10 protein-coding genes are annotated in these 14,767 nt (G+C 66.5%); 2 read left to right on the top strand and 8 right to left on the bottom strand.

Going from position 1 to position 14,767, the window contains the following annotated elements; all coding sequences use genetic code 11:
• Positions 1-372 precede the first annotated feature (372 nt).
• Positions 373-1,383, top strand: coding sequence for a S8 family serine peptidase (locus BLR21_RS37790; protein WP_176929977.1), 1,011 nt, complete (start codon positions 373-375; stop codon positions 1,381-1,383).
• Between the two features lie 209 nt (positions 1,384-1,592).
• Here the strand turns inward: BLR21_RS37790 and BLR21_RS37785 are convergent, their stop codons facing one another.
• Genes BLR21_RS37785 through BLR21_RS37770 form a run of 4 tightly spaced genes read right to left on the bottom strand, consistent with a single transcriptional unit; the run spans position 1,593 to position 9,727 of the window.
• Positions 1,593-4,961, bottom strand: a complete 3,369-nt coding sequence (locus BLR21_RS37785; RefSeq protein WP_143028059.1) for a hypothetical protein — start codon at positions 4,959-4,961, stop codon at positions 1,593-1,595.
• A gap of 31 nt (positions 4,962-4,992) precedes the next feature.
• Positions 4,993-5,427 (bottom strand): RICIN domain-containing protein, encoded by a 435-nt coding sequence (locus tag BLR21_RS37780; RefSeq protein ID WP_090014324.1) that lies wholly within the window; start codon positions 5,425-5,427, stop codon positions 4,993-4,995.
• A gap of 29 nt (positions 5,428-5,456) precedes the next feature.
• On the bottom strand, positions 5,457-5,828 hold the full coding sequence (locus BLR21_RS37775; protein WP_143028058.1) for a hypothetical protein: 372 nt from the start codon (positions 5,826-5,828) through the stop codon (positions 5,457-5,459).
• 14 nt (positions 5,829-5,842) lie between these two features.
• Positions 5,843-9,727, bottom strand: a complete 3,885-nt coding sequence (locus tag BLR21_RS37770; protein WP_176929976.1) for a golvesin C-terminal-like domain-containing protein — start codon at positions 9,725-9,727, stop codon at positions 5,843-5,845.
• Between the two features lie 460 nt (positions 9,728-10,187).
• Between BLR21_RS37770 and BLR21_RS44245 the strand changes: the two genes are divergently transcribed.
• On the top strand, positions 10,188-10,712 hold the full coding sequence (locus BLR21_RS44245) for a hypothetical protein (protein ID WP_256335192.1): 525 nt from the start codon (positions 10,188-10,190) through the stop codon (positions 10,710-10,712).
• A gap of 192 nt (positions 10,713-10,904) precedes the next feature.
• Here the strand turns inward: BLR21_RS44245 and BLR21_RS37760 are convergent, their stop codons facing one another.
• From BLR21_RS37760 to BLR21_RS37745, 4 genes are read right to left on the bottom strand one after another with little or no spacing between them, the layout of a single operon-like run.
• Positions 10,905-11,393: a DUF6346 domain-containing protein gene (locus BLR21_RS37760; protein ID WP_090014315.1), complete on the bottom strand. Its 489-nt coding sequence runs from the start codon at positions 11,391-11,393 to the stop codon at positions 10,905-10,907.
• Positions 11,390-12,448, bottom strand: a complete 1,059-nt coding sequence (locus tag BLR21_RS37755; protein ID WP_143028057.1) for a hypothetical protein — start codon at positions 12,446-12,448, stop codon at positions 11,390-11,392. Before BLR21_RS37755 ends, BLR21_RS37760 begins: the two co-directional genes overlap by 4 nt.
• Positions 12,445-12,744, bottom strand: a complete 300-nt coding sequence (locus tag BLR21_RS37750; RefSeq protein WP_090014312.1) for a hypothetical protein — start codon at positions 12,742-12,744, stop codon at positions 12,445-12,447. Before BLR21_RS37750 ends, BLR21_RS37755 begins: the two co-directional genes overlap by 4 nt.
• On the bottom strand, positions 12,741-13,265 hold the full coding sequence (locus tag BLR21_RS37745) for a YbaB/EbfC family nucleoid-associated protein (RefSeq protein WP_090014310.1): 525 nt from the start codon (positions 13,263-13,265) through the stop codon (positions 12,741-12,743). Before BLR21_RS37745 ends, BLR21_RS37750 begins: the two co-directional genes overlap by 4 nt.
• Positions 13,266-14,767 lie beyond the last annotated feature (1,502 nt).

The raw sequence follows: 14,767 nt of genomic DNA, 5'->3' as shown, positions 1-14,767 counted from the left end.
ACACAACGATCTTGCGCAATCATGCGAGATGACCGCGAGCATGGACCCGTACCTGGACGGAGGAGCGGAAGGTGGACATCGGTGTGGAGTGGGCGTACCGCGCCAGGCAAAAGGATGAGGTGACCAAAGTACGGATCCTCCGCATCGGCAACAAGAAGGCCTCGACAGGATGAAACCGGCCAGCTGACCCCAACACGACGATCCGCGCACGGACAGCGCCCGACCACAGAAACGGACATGCCTCCGGGATGCCCCGTTCCCCGGCGGCCGCGAATCGTCTCGCGGCTGTGGTCACAGCCACGGCCGATCTGTCGACCTGAGCGGGCATGCTGTGCACAGCAATCGCACGGACTGGTCGGGGGTGTGTCTCGGGTGAGCGTTTGGTTGATCGGCCTGCTGGCGGGCGTGCTCGCGCTGGCAGGGGAGGCTGGCTCGGTGGGGCGGCTGCACCTCGACCAGGCTCACCGGATGCAGACTGGCGCGGGGGGCGGGGAGTGGGTGGCGCGCATGCACCTCCATCAGGCGCACCGGTCGTCGACGGGCGCGGGGGTGACGATCGGGCTCGTCGACACCGGCGTCGATCCGGCCGCGCCCGGTTTGGCGGACGTACTGCTGTCCGGCGCGGAGTTTCCCGACCTCGGCCAGGGCGCGACCGACTTCAGCGGTCACGGCACGACGATGGCGCTGCTCGTGCACGAGGTGGCCCCCGAGGCGAAGATCCTGCCCGCCCGGCTGAACGGTGGCGGTGACGCCAACGCGGCGATCCGCTGGGTCGTGGACCAGGGTGCGACGATCGTCAACCTGTCGGTCGGCTCCGGCGTCAGCGGTTCGGCGGCGTTCGATGACGGCCTGCGGTACGCAGCCGAGCACGACGCCGTGGTCGTGGCGGCGGCGGGCAACGCATCAACCGACCGGACGGTCACGAGCCCGGCGGACCGGCCGGGTGTTCTCGCGGTCTCCGCGGTCGACGGGAACGGGCGGTTCGCCGAGGCGGTGAGCGTCGAGGGACCTGAGGTGGCGCTCGCGGCACCTGGTGTGGACATCGCGACCGCGGACCGGCCGGCCACCTCGGGCACCAGTCAGGCCGCCGCGATCACGTCAGGCGTCGCCGCGTTGGTGCGATCACGTTTTCCTGGGTTGGACGCCACCGAGACAGCGGGGAGGCTTACCCGCACCGCCACGGATGCCGGACCGGCTGGAAGAGACGATCAGTACGGCTACGGCGTGGTCGACCCGGTGGCCGCCCTGGATGGTGAGGAGCCTCGAACTCCTTGGTGGGTATGGACGTTTGTGGCTGTCTTGTTCGTTGTCGCCGGATCCACCCTCGTGTGGCGCAGGCTCCGGCGACGTCAACGGCCCGGTGGCGCGCCACCGGGCCGTTGATCACTCGGCCAGAACCAGCTCTGCGCCCGAGACGTGGTACTCAGCGAGGCGTACAGGAACTTGTGGCCGTCCAAGCACAACCCGTGCGCCTGGTTCCTGATGTCCTGCGCGCCGTCGGGCGTGTTCCCTCCCCCCGTGAGGTTCAGACCCGCCCCTGCAGCGGCGTTGAGGTGCTGTTCAAGCCTGGTTCGAGGACCAGGCTTGAACCCTCAGAGGAAGCTCCAGTAGAAGGTTGGTGCGGTGGGTTCCTCCCCTGGAGCCCGCTTCCACAACGTGACCGGCACCGCTGCGGAGCCAGGTGGGTTCGAGGGCACGGAGAGACGCATGGACAGCGAGCTCTCATAGTTCATGAGCACCTCGAACCCGAGCGGTTCGGTCCGGTCGAAACGGTGGACGAGCCACCACTGTGCCTTGTTGTTCTTGTCACAGGTGGTTTCGTGGACACCGCTGCCCGGCAGTCCCCGACTGACCGGTTCGAGGCACTTCTCGGTCACGTTGTCCATGATCTGGACGGCAACGGTCGGCTCGTTCCCGTTCGGCGGGGTCTCCCCGACCTTGAAGAGCGTCCAGTAGTCCCTGCCCCAAGTCGAGCACGGGCGTGCCTCGACCACGGCTCCGTTGTTGGGGTTGTTGTCCTTCAACACCATGCAGAAGTTGTTGTTGTTCTGCGCGATCTGCACCGGGATTCTGCTGCCGGCAAGATGCAGGCCGCGGAACGGCTCGATGGCGACCGCGTCGAACGCGACCTTTTTCGTGCCGTCGGCGCCCTCCCGGATGGTGCCGAGCCGGACCGTCGGCTCGTTGAAGAAGTGGAACGTGCCCAGCGTGACCCAGCGGTTGAAGCCGGTGCCCGCGCCTTGGTCGATCGTCACCTTCTTCGGTCCGGCCGCGGTGTCGACGTAGTAGTCCACGACCGCGTTCGCGAGATGGTCGGGGATGTGCGCCTTCACCGTCGCGAGTCCGTCGATCCTGCCGAACTTCCAGGTGGCGTTGATCGCGAGCGCACGCCCCTCGGCGTTGTCCGACCTGGTGTGGCCGTACCAGAAGTGCGCGCCGTAGCCGCCGCCTGTCTGGTGCAGGTCGATGCGCCCGGAAGCGTCGTTGCCGTTCTTTCCCCCGAAGTCGAGCGAGAAGCTCGCCCCCGCCATGTTCGCCTTGATCGGGCACGATGGGTTGCTCACCGGTTTGGTCGCTGTCGTCACGTCGTCGGCGATGCCCGCGTCGTCTTCCAGCCCGACGTTGGTGCACCTGGGCGGATAGCTCGTGCCGTTGGCCGGCTCAGCCCGGTACTCCGGTACGTCCCAGTCGTAGCGGATGAACTCGTGACCGCAGTCCTTGTCGCAGTCGAGCCGCCACGAGGAGGACTCGTGCACCCAGCACTTGAGGTCTGTCTGCCCGGCCGCGTTCGTGTGGGCGCAAGGGCCAGCCGGCTCGTCGGCGACCTCGGGCGCGGTCGGTTTGATCTGCTGGCCCCAGCGGCAGTCGTTGGACGTGGTGCAGAACTGGTTCAGCGGGGGCACCGACGCGTCCCGGTTGGCCGTCGGGTTCGCGCCGCCCCACCAGGCCGCGCGGAAGAACGGGACTTCGACGCCGGGCGCCTCGTACCCGCTGGGCGGGTTGGCGGCAAAGCCGAGCACCTTCTCCGGATAGGGCCACTGCTGCGGCTTCGCGTAGTCCTTCGGATCCTTGCCGAACCGCTGGCGGATCGACGGGTAACGAGGGTTCGCCGGGTTGTTCAGCCATCCCACGCCCCACGCGCCGTTCGCACCGGCCTCACCCCGCGGGTGGAGGCCGGAGTTGTACGCCCACACCGCGAAGAACCAGTTCTCGATACGTGCCGGATTGTTGTTGTTGATACGCATGCCGCTGGCCTGCATCTCGTTCCATTTGATCTCCAGCAGGCGCAGACCGGCCGCCACGTTCGCCGCGTAGTCGGTACCGATCGCGCGCTGCCGGTGGAACGTCATCGGCTCGTCGTTCGGCTTGTCCGGCTTGGGTTTGCCCGGCAGCCGCATGCCGTCGGTCATCTGCGTGACGCCGTAGCCGCAGTCCGCCTTGTCCCAGCGGATGATCCAGTCATCGGCGGGATCGGCGTTGTAGATGGCGGTGCCGTAGTAGTTGCCGATCAACGGGTTGCCGAACTCACCTGGCAGCTTGCGCCGGTCTGCCTGCCACAGGTTCGACTCCTGGCCGAGCACACCGAGCAGGACCTGCGCGGGCACCTGACCGCCGCCGGTGAGACCGACCCGGGGAAACATCGACGTGTCCTGCGGGCGGTAGGCGTCGAGGCCGTTGTTGTTCCAGTTTCGTGGCCGGGAGATATCGAGGTGGCCGCTGATCGCCATGTTGGCGGCCCACTCCACCTGCTTGGGCTTCGGTTGGTAGACCTGCAGGTGTGGATCGTTGCGCGGCACCGAGCACACGCGGTTCGGGTCGACGGTCTCGTCCCACCGCGGCGTCAGCGCGGCGGCAGGATCGACGACGAAGCCGAGCTTTTTCCCGCTGCGCAGGCTCTTGCTCTCGATCCGGATCGGGTCGGAGGCCTTCTTCCGCTCGAACAACGAGGGCAGCGCCGTCTTGACGTCGGTCACGGCCGCCTCGCCGGTGGTCGACACCTCGGCGTGGGCCGGCACGTCGAGTCGGCTGACCGCACCCGGCAACGATTCCACTTTGGACGGCGTGCCGGTGATGAAGACCTTGCCGCGCACGCCTCGTGCCAGCGCCACCTGCCCTGATGGCGCGGTCGCGAGCGTGGACGGCTTCTGGGCGGTGGTCGCCGCAGCCGCGATGCGCTGCACGCGGTCGTTGGCTCCGTCGCGATCGATGTAGACGACACCACCGTCTGCGTCGGCACGCAGCTCACGCGGCACACCGCCGGTCTCCTGCACGATCCGACGCTTCGCACCGTCGCTACCGACCCGGAGCACGCCGATGGCGTCGGCGACGACAAAGCCGCCGTCGACCGGCGTCGCCGAGGTGACCTGCGTGGCCAGTTCGGTGCGCTTGCCCAGCTTGCCGGAGGCCGCGTCGAGCACCGTGACCCCGGTCCTGCCGAGGTCGATGTCCCCCTCCTGGGTCAGCGCCACGGTCTCCGCGGTGCCGCAGCCCGGGTTGAAGTACGCGAGCGACGTGCGGATCGGCAGCTTCGTCACCGCACCGCTGTTGAGGTCGACCACTGCGGTGAAACCACCGCGCGTGGCCAACTCTTCGGAGTTCGTGAACGTCCTCGGCGCATAGACGACGACCGCCCGTTGACCGGAACCGGTGACGCACGCGTTGCCGATCCACCGGTCGGTCTCCACACCTGGCTGGCTCAAGGTCGCGGCGGTGCGCCATGCGTAACCGGTCTTCGCCTCGGCCACCAGCAGCCGCAGACCATCCGAGTCACCCGTCGTGGTCCACAACCGGTCGCCAGAGGCCTGCCATCCCTTGCCGAGCAGTTCGTCCCGTTCGGCGGGCGTGACGCTCGACGACTCCTTCGTTGCCGTCGCCACCGGTTCGGCCTGAGCGACCGGCGTGGGCACCAGCACCAGCGCGGACAGCGCACACAGCGCTGTCCTCCCCCAGTTTCTTCTCACTGCTCGTTGTCCCCTCTTCGTTCGTGCCGTGTCATAACCAGCTCTGCGTCTCGGACGCGGTACACCGGAGGGCCGTCAGCCCCCCGAAGTTGTCGATGCAGCGACCGGTCTGCTGGTTCTTGAACTCGTAGGTTCCGTCACCCCAGATTCGCCAGTACCAGCTCTGGTACTTCGACTTGTTGCACGGGTAGGCGCGCAGTCCGTACTCGATGCTGTCGTCGATGCAACGGCCGGTGGCGCGGTTCTTCAGCTGCCAGGTGTTGTCGGCCCACCCCCTGGGGTCCCATTTCTGATAGACACCACCGTTGAAGGGAAACGCGCGCAGGCCGTCCTGGAAGTTGTCGTCCATGTACAACCCGGTCTTCTGGTTGTGGAAGAACGTTGACGTCTCCGCCTGCGCCGGGACGGCCGTGAGGCCGGTGATGATCAGTGCCGCTGCGGCGACGAACCTCAGTCTTGTTCTCATGTTTTGCCTCTCCCCAGTCGATCGGTCGATCAGAAGCAGAGCTTGCCGCCCCAGATGTTGTCGCCGGCGGGTGGCTCGTGGATGCCCGCGGTGATGCAGGTGTGCATGAAGTCGGTGTGGAACTCCTGCGAGTAGTAGGAACCCACATACCAGGTGGCCGTGCTGTTCGCCCGCTGCCAGCCGAAGCGGTCCCACAGCACGAGCTCGCCGGTGTACGGCGCACCCGCGGTCTTGCGGTAGCTCACTTTGGCGATCGAGTAGAACTTGACCACCTCGACGCAGAGGTCACCGTTGCCGATGTTGCGGCACGCCTTGCTCGCTTCGGCGCTCGCGGGCACGGTGAGCAGGCCGACGGACATCGCGGTCGCCGCGACAACGGCGCCGAACTTCTTGATGGACAACACTTTTCCTCCAGTCAGATACCGAACTCGCGCAGTGTGCGGGTGACGATCTGCGCGTAGAGCGCCGCGCCTTCGATCTTGGGGTGCATCCCCTGCGCGGACACGATTCCCTTGCCCGGCCAGTACTCGAACGCCGGGTTGTCGCCGGGCGTGAGGTCGGTGACGATGCCGTGGATGTTCTCCGGCTGGCCGCACACCCCCTTGCCCGTGAAGTCCTGCTGCGGATTGCTGAACTTCACGTTGACGCCGCGGCCCACCGAATTGCGCACCGCGGCCTCCAACTGCTCGTTCAGCTTTCGGCCCATGTCGTTGAGCCAGAGCGACTCCTCGTTGCCGATGCCGACGATGCAAACGTCGGTCTTGGAGAACAGCAACGGATAGCCGGTGAGCACGATCTTCGCGCTGGACGCCTTCTGCCTGATCTGCTCCAGCACGGTCTCGACCGACCGGCGCACCTGGTCCGCGATCACCTTGGGCTGGTATGTGCCCAGCGGCTCCGGATCATTGCCCATCGTGGTGTGCTGGCAATCCTGCGCGCCCGAGCCGTACATGCAGTGCTTGAGCACGTCCACGAACCGCGCGTCGTTGCCACCGACGGACAGCGTCACCAGCGTGGTGTCCGCGTCCACCCAGCCGGAGTCCAGCTGCGCGACTTCGTGGTAGGACGACTCGCCCTTCTGGCCCCAGGCGTCAGTGGGTCCGTCGGCGGACAACAGGTTCTTGGTGCGCGCGCCGGAGCACGCCACCATGCGGTGGTCCACCGCCGGATCGAGGTTGTCCGCCCGCACGCCGACTGGTGTCGCGGAGCCGGCGAGCGTCATCGTGCGCGACCACGACTTCGTGGAGCGGTGGCAGGCCGATCGCCACTCGCCACCCTTGCCGTCGACGTCGGTTTCCCGGTAGTAGTCCACGCCGTGCGGCGCCGAGGCACCCTCGCCGGAGGCATAGGAGTCACCGAGCGACGCGATGATGTGCTGGGGCTTTCCGGGCAACGGCACCACCGCGATCGCGTCCCAGGCCACGTCCTCCACGCCGGCCCCGTCCGCGGTCTGGTTGCTCAACCGCACCTTCGGCGTGCCCGCGAACGGGAAGGAACCCAGCGACACCCACTTGTGCGCGAGCACCCGCGTCGGCACCGTGCGGAACCGCTTTCCGCCGTTGCCGAGGTCGATCTCGTACCGCGCCTGCCGGGTGTGCGCCGCGTGGTCCGGGATGTGCACGAGCACCCGGGCCCAGCCGTTGACGGCCCGGTCGAGCGTCCACGTGCCGGTGACGTTCAGCCGGGTGGCCAGCGGCGTGTCGGTCTTGTTGGTGTGGGAGAACCAGAAGTGCGCACCGAACCCGCCGCCGAGCTGGTGCAGGTCGATCCGTGCGGAGTCCGAGCCGAAGCCGAGATCGAACGACCCCGCGTTCGCCGGACGTGCGCACGGTCCGCGCACCGCGGGTACGTCGCCGCCGACGTCGTCGATGACCAGCGCCCCGGAGGGCAGCCCTGCGGTGGTGCAGTTCGGCGGGAAGCTGGTGCCGTTATCGGGCTCCGCGGCGTACTGCGGGTAGTCGTAGCGGATGAACTCGTTGCCGCAGTCTCGCGCGCAGTTCTCCTTCCACGTCACCGAATCGTGCCACCAGCACTTCAGGTCGTAGTACGGGCCGTTCTTGTGCGCACACGGCCCGGCGGGTTCGCCGACGACGTTGCCGGCGCCGGTGCCGGGATCGCCCGGGTAGTCCGGTACGTGCGAGTTGTTGCCGAACCAGCAGTCGTTGGCGTTGCTGTTGCAGAACGTGTTCGTCTTCGGCCGTGCCGCCGTACGGGCGTCGTCGGAGTTCCACCATGCGGCCCGGAAGAACGGCGCCTCGACACCGGGCGCCTCGAACCCGGAGGGCGGGAACGACGCGAAGCCGAGCACCTTCTCCGGGTACGGCCAGCCCTGCGGCTTGGCGAAGTCGGTCGGGTACTTGCCGAAGTTCTCCCGCCACGGGTTGTACTTCGGGTTCGCCGGGTTGTTCAGCCAGCCAAGCCCGTGTGCGCCTGCCGAGTTCGGCTCGCCCGGCCTGTGGTAGCCGGAGTTGTACGCCCACGTCGCGAGAAACCAGTTCTCGATCCGGGCCGGATCGTTGTTGTTGACCTTGATGCCCGCGTCCTGCAACTCGTTCCACTTCTTTTGCAGCACCTGCAGTCCGGCGGCCAGGTTCGCCGTGTAGTCGGTCGCGATCGCCTTCTGCTGGTGCCACGGCAACGACGTCTCGCCGGGCTTCTCGTGGCCCGCGAGGCGCATGCCGTCGGTCATCTGCGAGACCCCGTAGCCGCAGTCCGCCTTGTTCCACCGGATGTCCCAGTCGTCCGAGGTGTCCGGCGCGCCGTTGGGCAGCTTGTTGTAGATGTCGGTGCCGTAGTAGTTGCCGACCAACGGGTTGCCGGTCTCACCGGGATAGGCGAGCCTCGTCGCCTGCCACAGGTTGGACTCCTGGCCGAGGATGCCGAGCAGGATCTGCGCGGGAACCTGGCCGTTCGTGGTGTTCTTCAACGGGATCGGCGGGAACATGCCCTGCGGCGTGTAGGCGCCGAGGCCGTTGCTCCGCCAGTTCGCCGGTCGCTGCACGGTCAGGTGTCCCTTGACCGCCATGTTCGCGGCCCACTCCACCTGCTTGGGCTTCGGCTGGTACACCTGGGTTTTCGGGTCGTTGCGAGGCACCGCGCAGTACCGGCCGGCGTCGTCGGGACGGTCCTGGGCCGACATCTCGCCGGCAGTGGCGGGTGCGGCAGCTTCCGGACCTGCCGAACTCTCCGGGATGACGTCGAACGTCAGCGCCTTGCCGGTCTTGACGCTCTTGCCCTCGATCCGCACGGGCTGTGGCTCGGCCGGATCGACCGCCCGCAGCCGGGGATCCGCTGTGCGGGCCGGTGCCACGGCGGTCACCACGGCCTCGCCCGTGGTGGACGGCTGGGCGTGCACCGGCACATCCGATTTCACCACTGACTGCGGCAGCTGCTTCGTCTCCACCGCCGTGCCGGTGATGACGACCTTGCGGTCCGCAGTGGCCGTGACGCCGAGCTCGCCGGACTTGCCCCTGGCGAGCATCGCGACGGCGGGTTTCGTCCCCGGTTTGCCGACCGCCGCAGCTCGGCGCACCCGCACCTCGTCTGAGGTCCGGTCCATGAACACCAGACCGCCCGCGTGGTCCGTCATGAGCCCGAACGGCACACCGGCGCTGTCCGCGAGCACGGTTCGCACCCCATCGCGCGCCACCCGGACGACGGCGTCGCGGTCAGCGCCGACGATCCCCTCGCTCGTCGGCACCGCCGAGGTGAGCTGGCCGGGCACCTCGATGCGCTTGGTCAGTGCGCCGGTCGCGGCGTCGACCGTGATCAGCCCGGTTTTGCCCAGGTCCTCATCCCCTCCCTGGGTCAGCACAGCGGACTCACCATGACCACAACCGGGGTTGAAGTAGGCGAGCGAGGTCCGCACGGCGAGGTGCCGCGTCCGGCCCGTAATGAGGTCGACGACCGAGGTGAAGCCACCCCGGTCGAAGAGGTCCGCCTTGTTGGTGAAGGACCGCGGCGCGTACACAACGACGAGGTTCCGCCCGGACACGGTCGCACACGCGTTGCCGATCCACTGGTCGGCTTCGACGCCCGGCCTGGTCAGCGTGGCGGCGGTGCGCCAGGCGTAACCGGTACTGGCCTCGGCGACGAGGACGTGAAACCCGGTCGCGTCACCGGTGGTCGTCCACATCCGGTCACGAGATCCCTGCCACCCCTGGCCGAGCAGCTCGTCAGGTGAGCGCTGCGCCGCCGCGGCCGGGCTCCGGACCTCCGCGGCCGCCAACGGTGGGACCAGTGTCGCGAGCAGCAAGGCGAGCACGACCTGAACGGCCGCCCGCAGCATCGGTCTCTTCATCGTGTCCCCCAGTAGTCCACAATCGGCCAGTCCGAGATCTTGGGCGAGGCGCCCCGCAGTCGAGTGGCTCCGCACCGCTGGACTGCCCGCGCTGATCGATTGCCGAGACGCCGTCGCCGGTTTACTTCCAGGGCACCTCGCGGTCCCGCGCCGGCGATGGCAACGACGACGGGTCGTCCGCGAACGGCCACCAGCCAACGGCTCGCGGCAACGACACATCTGCTTTCTCTGTGCATCTCATCCCCCAGGCCCACTGGGCGTCCCCCTCAGACGTCCACAGCTCCGAGGGGAGACAGTGCCCACCAGACCTTGCACGGACCTTGCACGGACCTGGCATGAGTCTGTAGGCACATCGGCGGGGGAGGCACAACATCGTGAGAGCGCGATTTCAGCTGCTCGGGAGGTAGGCGTGACAGTGGCCGGTCAGCCGGTCCTGCTCAGGCACGCACGGGTGCGCACCATGCTCGCCGCACTGCTACTCGACGTGAACCGCATGGTGTCGGCCGACAGCTACCTCTCCCGACTACGGGCGGCGCTCGGGCGGGTACGTGCTGCACACGCTGGAAGAGCCAGCACGTTGCAACGTTGTCGAGCACAAGTCATCCCGACAGCCACTCAAGAACAGGAGGAGCTCGTGAAGAGGCCAGTCGAGCGGTGGCGGATCGTTGAGATGGAGATGTGGGATCAGGAAGCCATCGACCTCGTGAGACCTGGATTCATCGAGTTCACCAATGACGGAACAGGCCGTTTCGGCTTCATAGCCGTAACCGGGCAGATGGACTGCCGGTGGGCGGAACGTGACGGCCAACCGTTCGTCGAGTTCAGCTGGGATGGGGATGACGAGGGCGATCAGGTAAGCGGGCGAGGCTGGGCCGCTCTGGCCCTGGATGGCACACTTTCCGGACACCTGTTCTTCCACATGGGTGACGATTCGAGCTTTCGCGCGACACCTCTCGCCGAGGACAACACCGGAAACGGCCACTGAGTGTCCAGCTCCGCACGCAGATCGGTCACCCTGGCAGCTACTCAGTTCGTGGGGTCCTGTGGACGAGCAAACTCGGAGCCAGCTGGTCGGCGAGCAGCAGCCGCCTGAGTGACGAGAAACGGTCTCGCGGCTTTGCTTCGGTCACCTGACAAACGCTTAGCGCTGCCGTCCGCATCGACCCGACGTGACTGCTCACGGCTGAGGCGGCTCGTATCTGATCGGCATGCGGCGCTTGCGTCGAGGAGCATCGGGCCACACGTGACGTGCGATCCAGACGTTCAGGAAGAGGAACGCGATCGCGAAGGCGAAGGTGCACAACCAACCCAGGAAAGCCTGACCCTGCGACCGCACGTCCGGCTGCAACGGCCTACCGTGCCGCACGGTGTGGACGGCGTACTGCTCGCCGATGTCCTCGGGCGTGAGCCACCCCGTCACGGTCGACGTGTACGTCTCTCCGCTGGTCCTGACCCGGACCTCGGCCCGGCACTCGTAGTAGAAGCCGAAGCCCCGCAATGCCACCGGGCCGCGGCGTTCGCAGGACTTCGCCGTGGCCACCAGATCGGCTTTCGCCAGGTCGCCTGGTTCGACCTGGTTCCAGAAGTGGTTGAAGATCGTGGCGCCGAGCAGGTAGCCCAGCAGCGGAACGATCAAGGCGACGAGGACGCGCCGAACGGCGTTCACCCGCCGCGCTCCTCTTTCTCCTGGTCTGCTTTCAGCTCGCGCCAGTCCTTCCAGCCTCGGTTGTCGACGATCTTCGCACCTTCCTTGCGAAACTCTTCGGCCATGGCGGGGCCGATGTCCTTCGGCAGGCCTGTGACGCCATCAACGACGACCTTCTTCGCGCCGGCTCCCGCGTCCCTGAGCATGGCGCCGACGTTGAAGTCCTTCATCGCCCGCGCGATGTCCGCGTCCGCTCCCCGCTTCAGCACGGTCACGAAGTCGTCGCCGCGCTTGGCGAGGTTGACGCTGGCGTTGGCGAGGACGTCGTCGAGCTTCTTGAACAGACCGCCCGCCTTGCCGAACGCGCTGGTGAGCTTGCGGCACCACTCGATGCACTTCTGCGCGTAGCGCACCGCGACGGGGACACCTTCAGCGACGGCGCCGGCGATACCCGCGCCCAGCGCCGCCATGGCGGGCGCCCAGCGGATGCAGATGCTGATCAGCTTGCCGATCGCCTCGGTGATCAGGTCGCGCACGATGTCGCGGACCACCTTGAGGATCGTCTTGCAGATCGTGATCAGGATCGACATCCCACGCGCCGCCGTGCCGACGGCACCGTAGGTGTCCGCACGGTCAGCACCGAACTCGCGGTACTTCGCCGAGTCCCTGCCCACCCATTGCCCGGCGTCGCTGTTGACGGCGTTCTTGAGGTCGGTGGAGATCTCGTCGAGATAGCTCGACACCGACGACCACGTCTGCGCCATGCCGTCGAGGGTCTGCTGGTCACCAGTCAGCCAGTCGAGCGGTTCCTTGAGGAAGCTGATGTGCTCGAACATCCAGCCGAAGCCCGCGCTGAACAGGTATGCCAGCGGATCGGTCAGCATCTTGCCGATGTCACCTGCCGCGCTGGCGAGGTTGAGCAGGCCCTCGGCCCAGTTGCCATCGGAGAAGCCGCTCACGGCCTCGGTCACATCGTGGAACAGCCCGGCACCCTCGGTCTTCGGGGTGTCCTGGCCTTTGCGGATCAACGGGTTCTCGGCGGGGGCCGGAGCAGGCCCAATGCTCGGAGTGCTCATGAATCGCCCGTCTTGAAGCGGCTGGTCTGCTCTTCCTCGTTGTTCTTGACGTCCTCACGCCATGCCTTGACCCGCTTGTGGTGGTCGAGCGCGGCCTCGGCGGCGTCGTTGAGGGTGTTCATCGCCATGTGCTGCGCGGCCGAGCAGAGGGCTGCGAGCGGAATTCCGAGCAGGCCGAACGCCTCGGGGTTCGAGGCCGCGTTGCCCGCTCCGATGGCGGTGCCGATGCGCCCGCCGATCTCGTCCACACGCTTGGCGTGAGCGTCCATCTCGGCGAGATCGATGCGGTAATTCATCGCAGGATGCTCCCGTTGCCAAAGTCGTCGTCATCGATCGGACGATGCTGCGACGGACGAGGAGCCTGCTGCGGCCGCGGCGGTGGTGGCGTGTCGTCCTCAATGGAGCCCAAGCGGGGCTCTGTCGGACCCCAACCTCCGTTTCCCGGCACGTACTGCTGCGGAGGAGGCGGTGGCTGCGCGCTGCGCAGCTTGTCCATCATCAAGTGCATGGTCTCGGAGTCGGCACCCAGCAGCGGTGCCATCGACTCCTGGACAACGCTCGCAATACGGCTCTGCGCCGCCTGCAGGGTGCGCATGACGTCCTGTGCGACGGCTGCACCGTCCTTGCGCTGCAACGCCTGGCCAAGCTGCAATGCGACCAGGTTGCCTGCGTCATTCACCGTCACCGTGATCTGCCCGTCAGGACTGCGCTCCGTAACCTGCAGGTGGGCGAGGTTCTCGCGGATGGCATCACTCTTGGCCTGCGCCTGCGCGAGCTTGCCTTCGTACTGGCTGAGCAGCTGCTCAGGATCGATCATGTGTCCCCCAGGGTCACCTCTTACTCAACGCGAGCAGAGAGTAACGGACCGTGCTGCGCCATGCAGCTCAATCACGTAATCCTGATATGGCGGGTTCACGACCAAACCAATGAGCATCGCGAACCGCTTGAGTCCACGGCAACGACTGGTCGACAGGAACCGGAATCGCGACTGAACAGGCCATGCGCCTCAAGGAGGTTCCGAAGTTCGTGTCCACCTTTCGGATCGGCGACACGGCTCAGTACGACATGCATGCGAGTCGCCGCGAAGCGGGCCATCATGATCATCCGGTCCGGTCCGGTCCGGTCCAAGAAACTGTCGGCCCTAATCCCAACCCACCGAACGGCACAGGTCAGCCACCGCCTGACTCTCCCTATGAACGTCATGCGGCTGCAGGGCGTGCCCCCTTGACTGCTGCCACGTGGCCGGTAAAGGGGTCCATGGCTTTTCTTATCGGATGAAGATGCCTCGTCCTGCCCGCCGAGCCCGCGCGAAAGACAACGAAATACAGGCACAACTACCGGAGTAAAGGGGTCGATGAGCGTCGTGCTCGCCATGGCAGAACTCGGCAAGATCATAAAAAGAGAGCTTCCGCAGTGTCTGACCTGCGAAAGCCCTCTTGGCCGTCGGGACGACAGGATTTGAACCTGCGACCCCTTGACCCCCAGGGCCGCCCGATCAAGTGCACGGCCAGCCGAAACACTGAAACTGCAGGTGGCACCGGTGCCGTTGACTGCCGTTCAACACAGTCCAACACCGTTGGCGCACAATGGATCCTCCCATTTGACTCCCACTCCCACCGTCAGCCGTTCGCCCGAAAAGAACCAATGGTGGGTGACCATGCCATGGTCGCTCAACTTCAAGGGCTTTGACCGCAACGAATCAAGATGCGCCAGGACGCTGACCCAAGCGATCCAGTCCGACGAGCGACTGGATGACTCCCCACAGATCGACTTCAGACTCCACACCGATCAGACGATCCGCAGCCGGGAGGTGCGGTCTCGGGTGGTAATCAGTATCCCGGCACGTACCTGGCCGAAGCCGTCAGCCATCTGCTGAAACGAATACGCGGCCTTGAACGATCAGTACGAGGTGCACGGTATCGAAGCCCTGACAGGTGGAACACCGATCCCCGCTGAGGTGAGCGGACCGCTGTGGTGCGATCCCGATCTCGACGCCACGGCGTGTCGAACGTCGATGCACTGCACAGAAGTCGAGCTGGCTCGGGCCTGGGCATCTCACGACGACGCCCTGTTAGAAGATGGCACGGACACCATGAAGTCACTGCGGCATCAGCACTCCTCCTCTCTTGGTATACCCAGGGTGCTCGTCGCACTGGTCTCACTCTCAGCATCCTTGGTCGCAGCACCACGGTTCAAGCATCGCCCCTAGGGACTGCCAGCCGCATGTTCCGGCCGTTGATCGATCTGGTGACTCGCGGAGGCAGACCACGATGTCGACCAGACCAAAGCCGCAGCAGGGCTCGCCAACGCTGGAGTGTT

Source organism: Lentzea albidocapillata subsp. violacea (assembly GCF_900100275.1).
Lineage (GTDB): Bacteria > Actinomycetota > Actinomycetes > Mycobacteriales > Pseudonocardiaceae > Lentzea > Lentzea violacea.
Note: the sequence above shows the minus strand (reverse complement) of the source record. Positions and strands in the feature narration are given on the sequence as shown.

Excerpts from the sequence above, each read along its gene's own strand:
- BLR21_RS37780 (WP_090014324.1), bottom strand. The coding sequence starts at position 5,427 with ATGAGAACAAGACTGAGGTTCGTCGCCGCAGCGGCACTGATCATCACC.
- BLR21_RS37770 (WP_176929976.1), bottom strand. The coding sequence starts at position 9,727 with ATGAAGAGACCGATGCTGCGGGCGGCCGTTCAGGTCGTGCTCGCCTTG.
- BLR21_RS44245 (WP_256335192.1), top strand. The coding sequence starts at position 10,188 with ATGCTCGCCGCACTGCTACTCGACGTGAACCGCATGGTGTCGGCCGAC.
- BLR21_RS37755 (WP_143028057.1), bottom strand. The coding sequence starts at position 12,448 with ATGAGCACTCCGAGCATTGGGCCTGCTCCGGCCCCCGCCGAGAACCCG.
- BLR21_RS37750 (WP_090014312.1), bottom strand. The coding sequence starts at position 12,744 with ATGAATTACCGCATCGATCTCGCCGAGATGGACGCTCACGCCAAGCGT.
- BLR21_RS37745 (WP_090014310.1), bottom strand. The coding sequence starts at position 13,265 with ATGATCGATCCTGAGCAGCTGCTCAGCCAGTACGAAGGCAAGCTCGCG.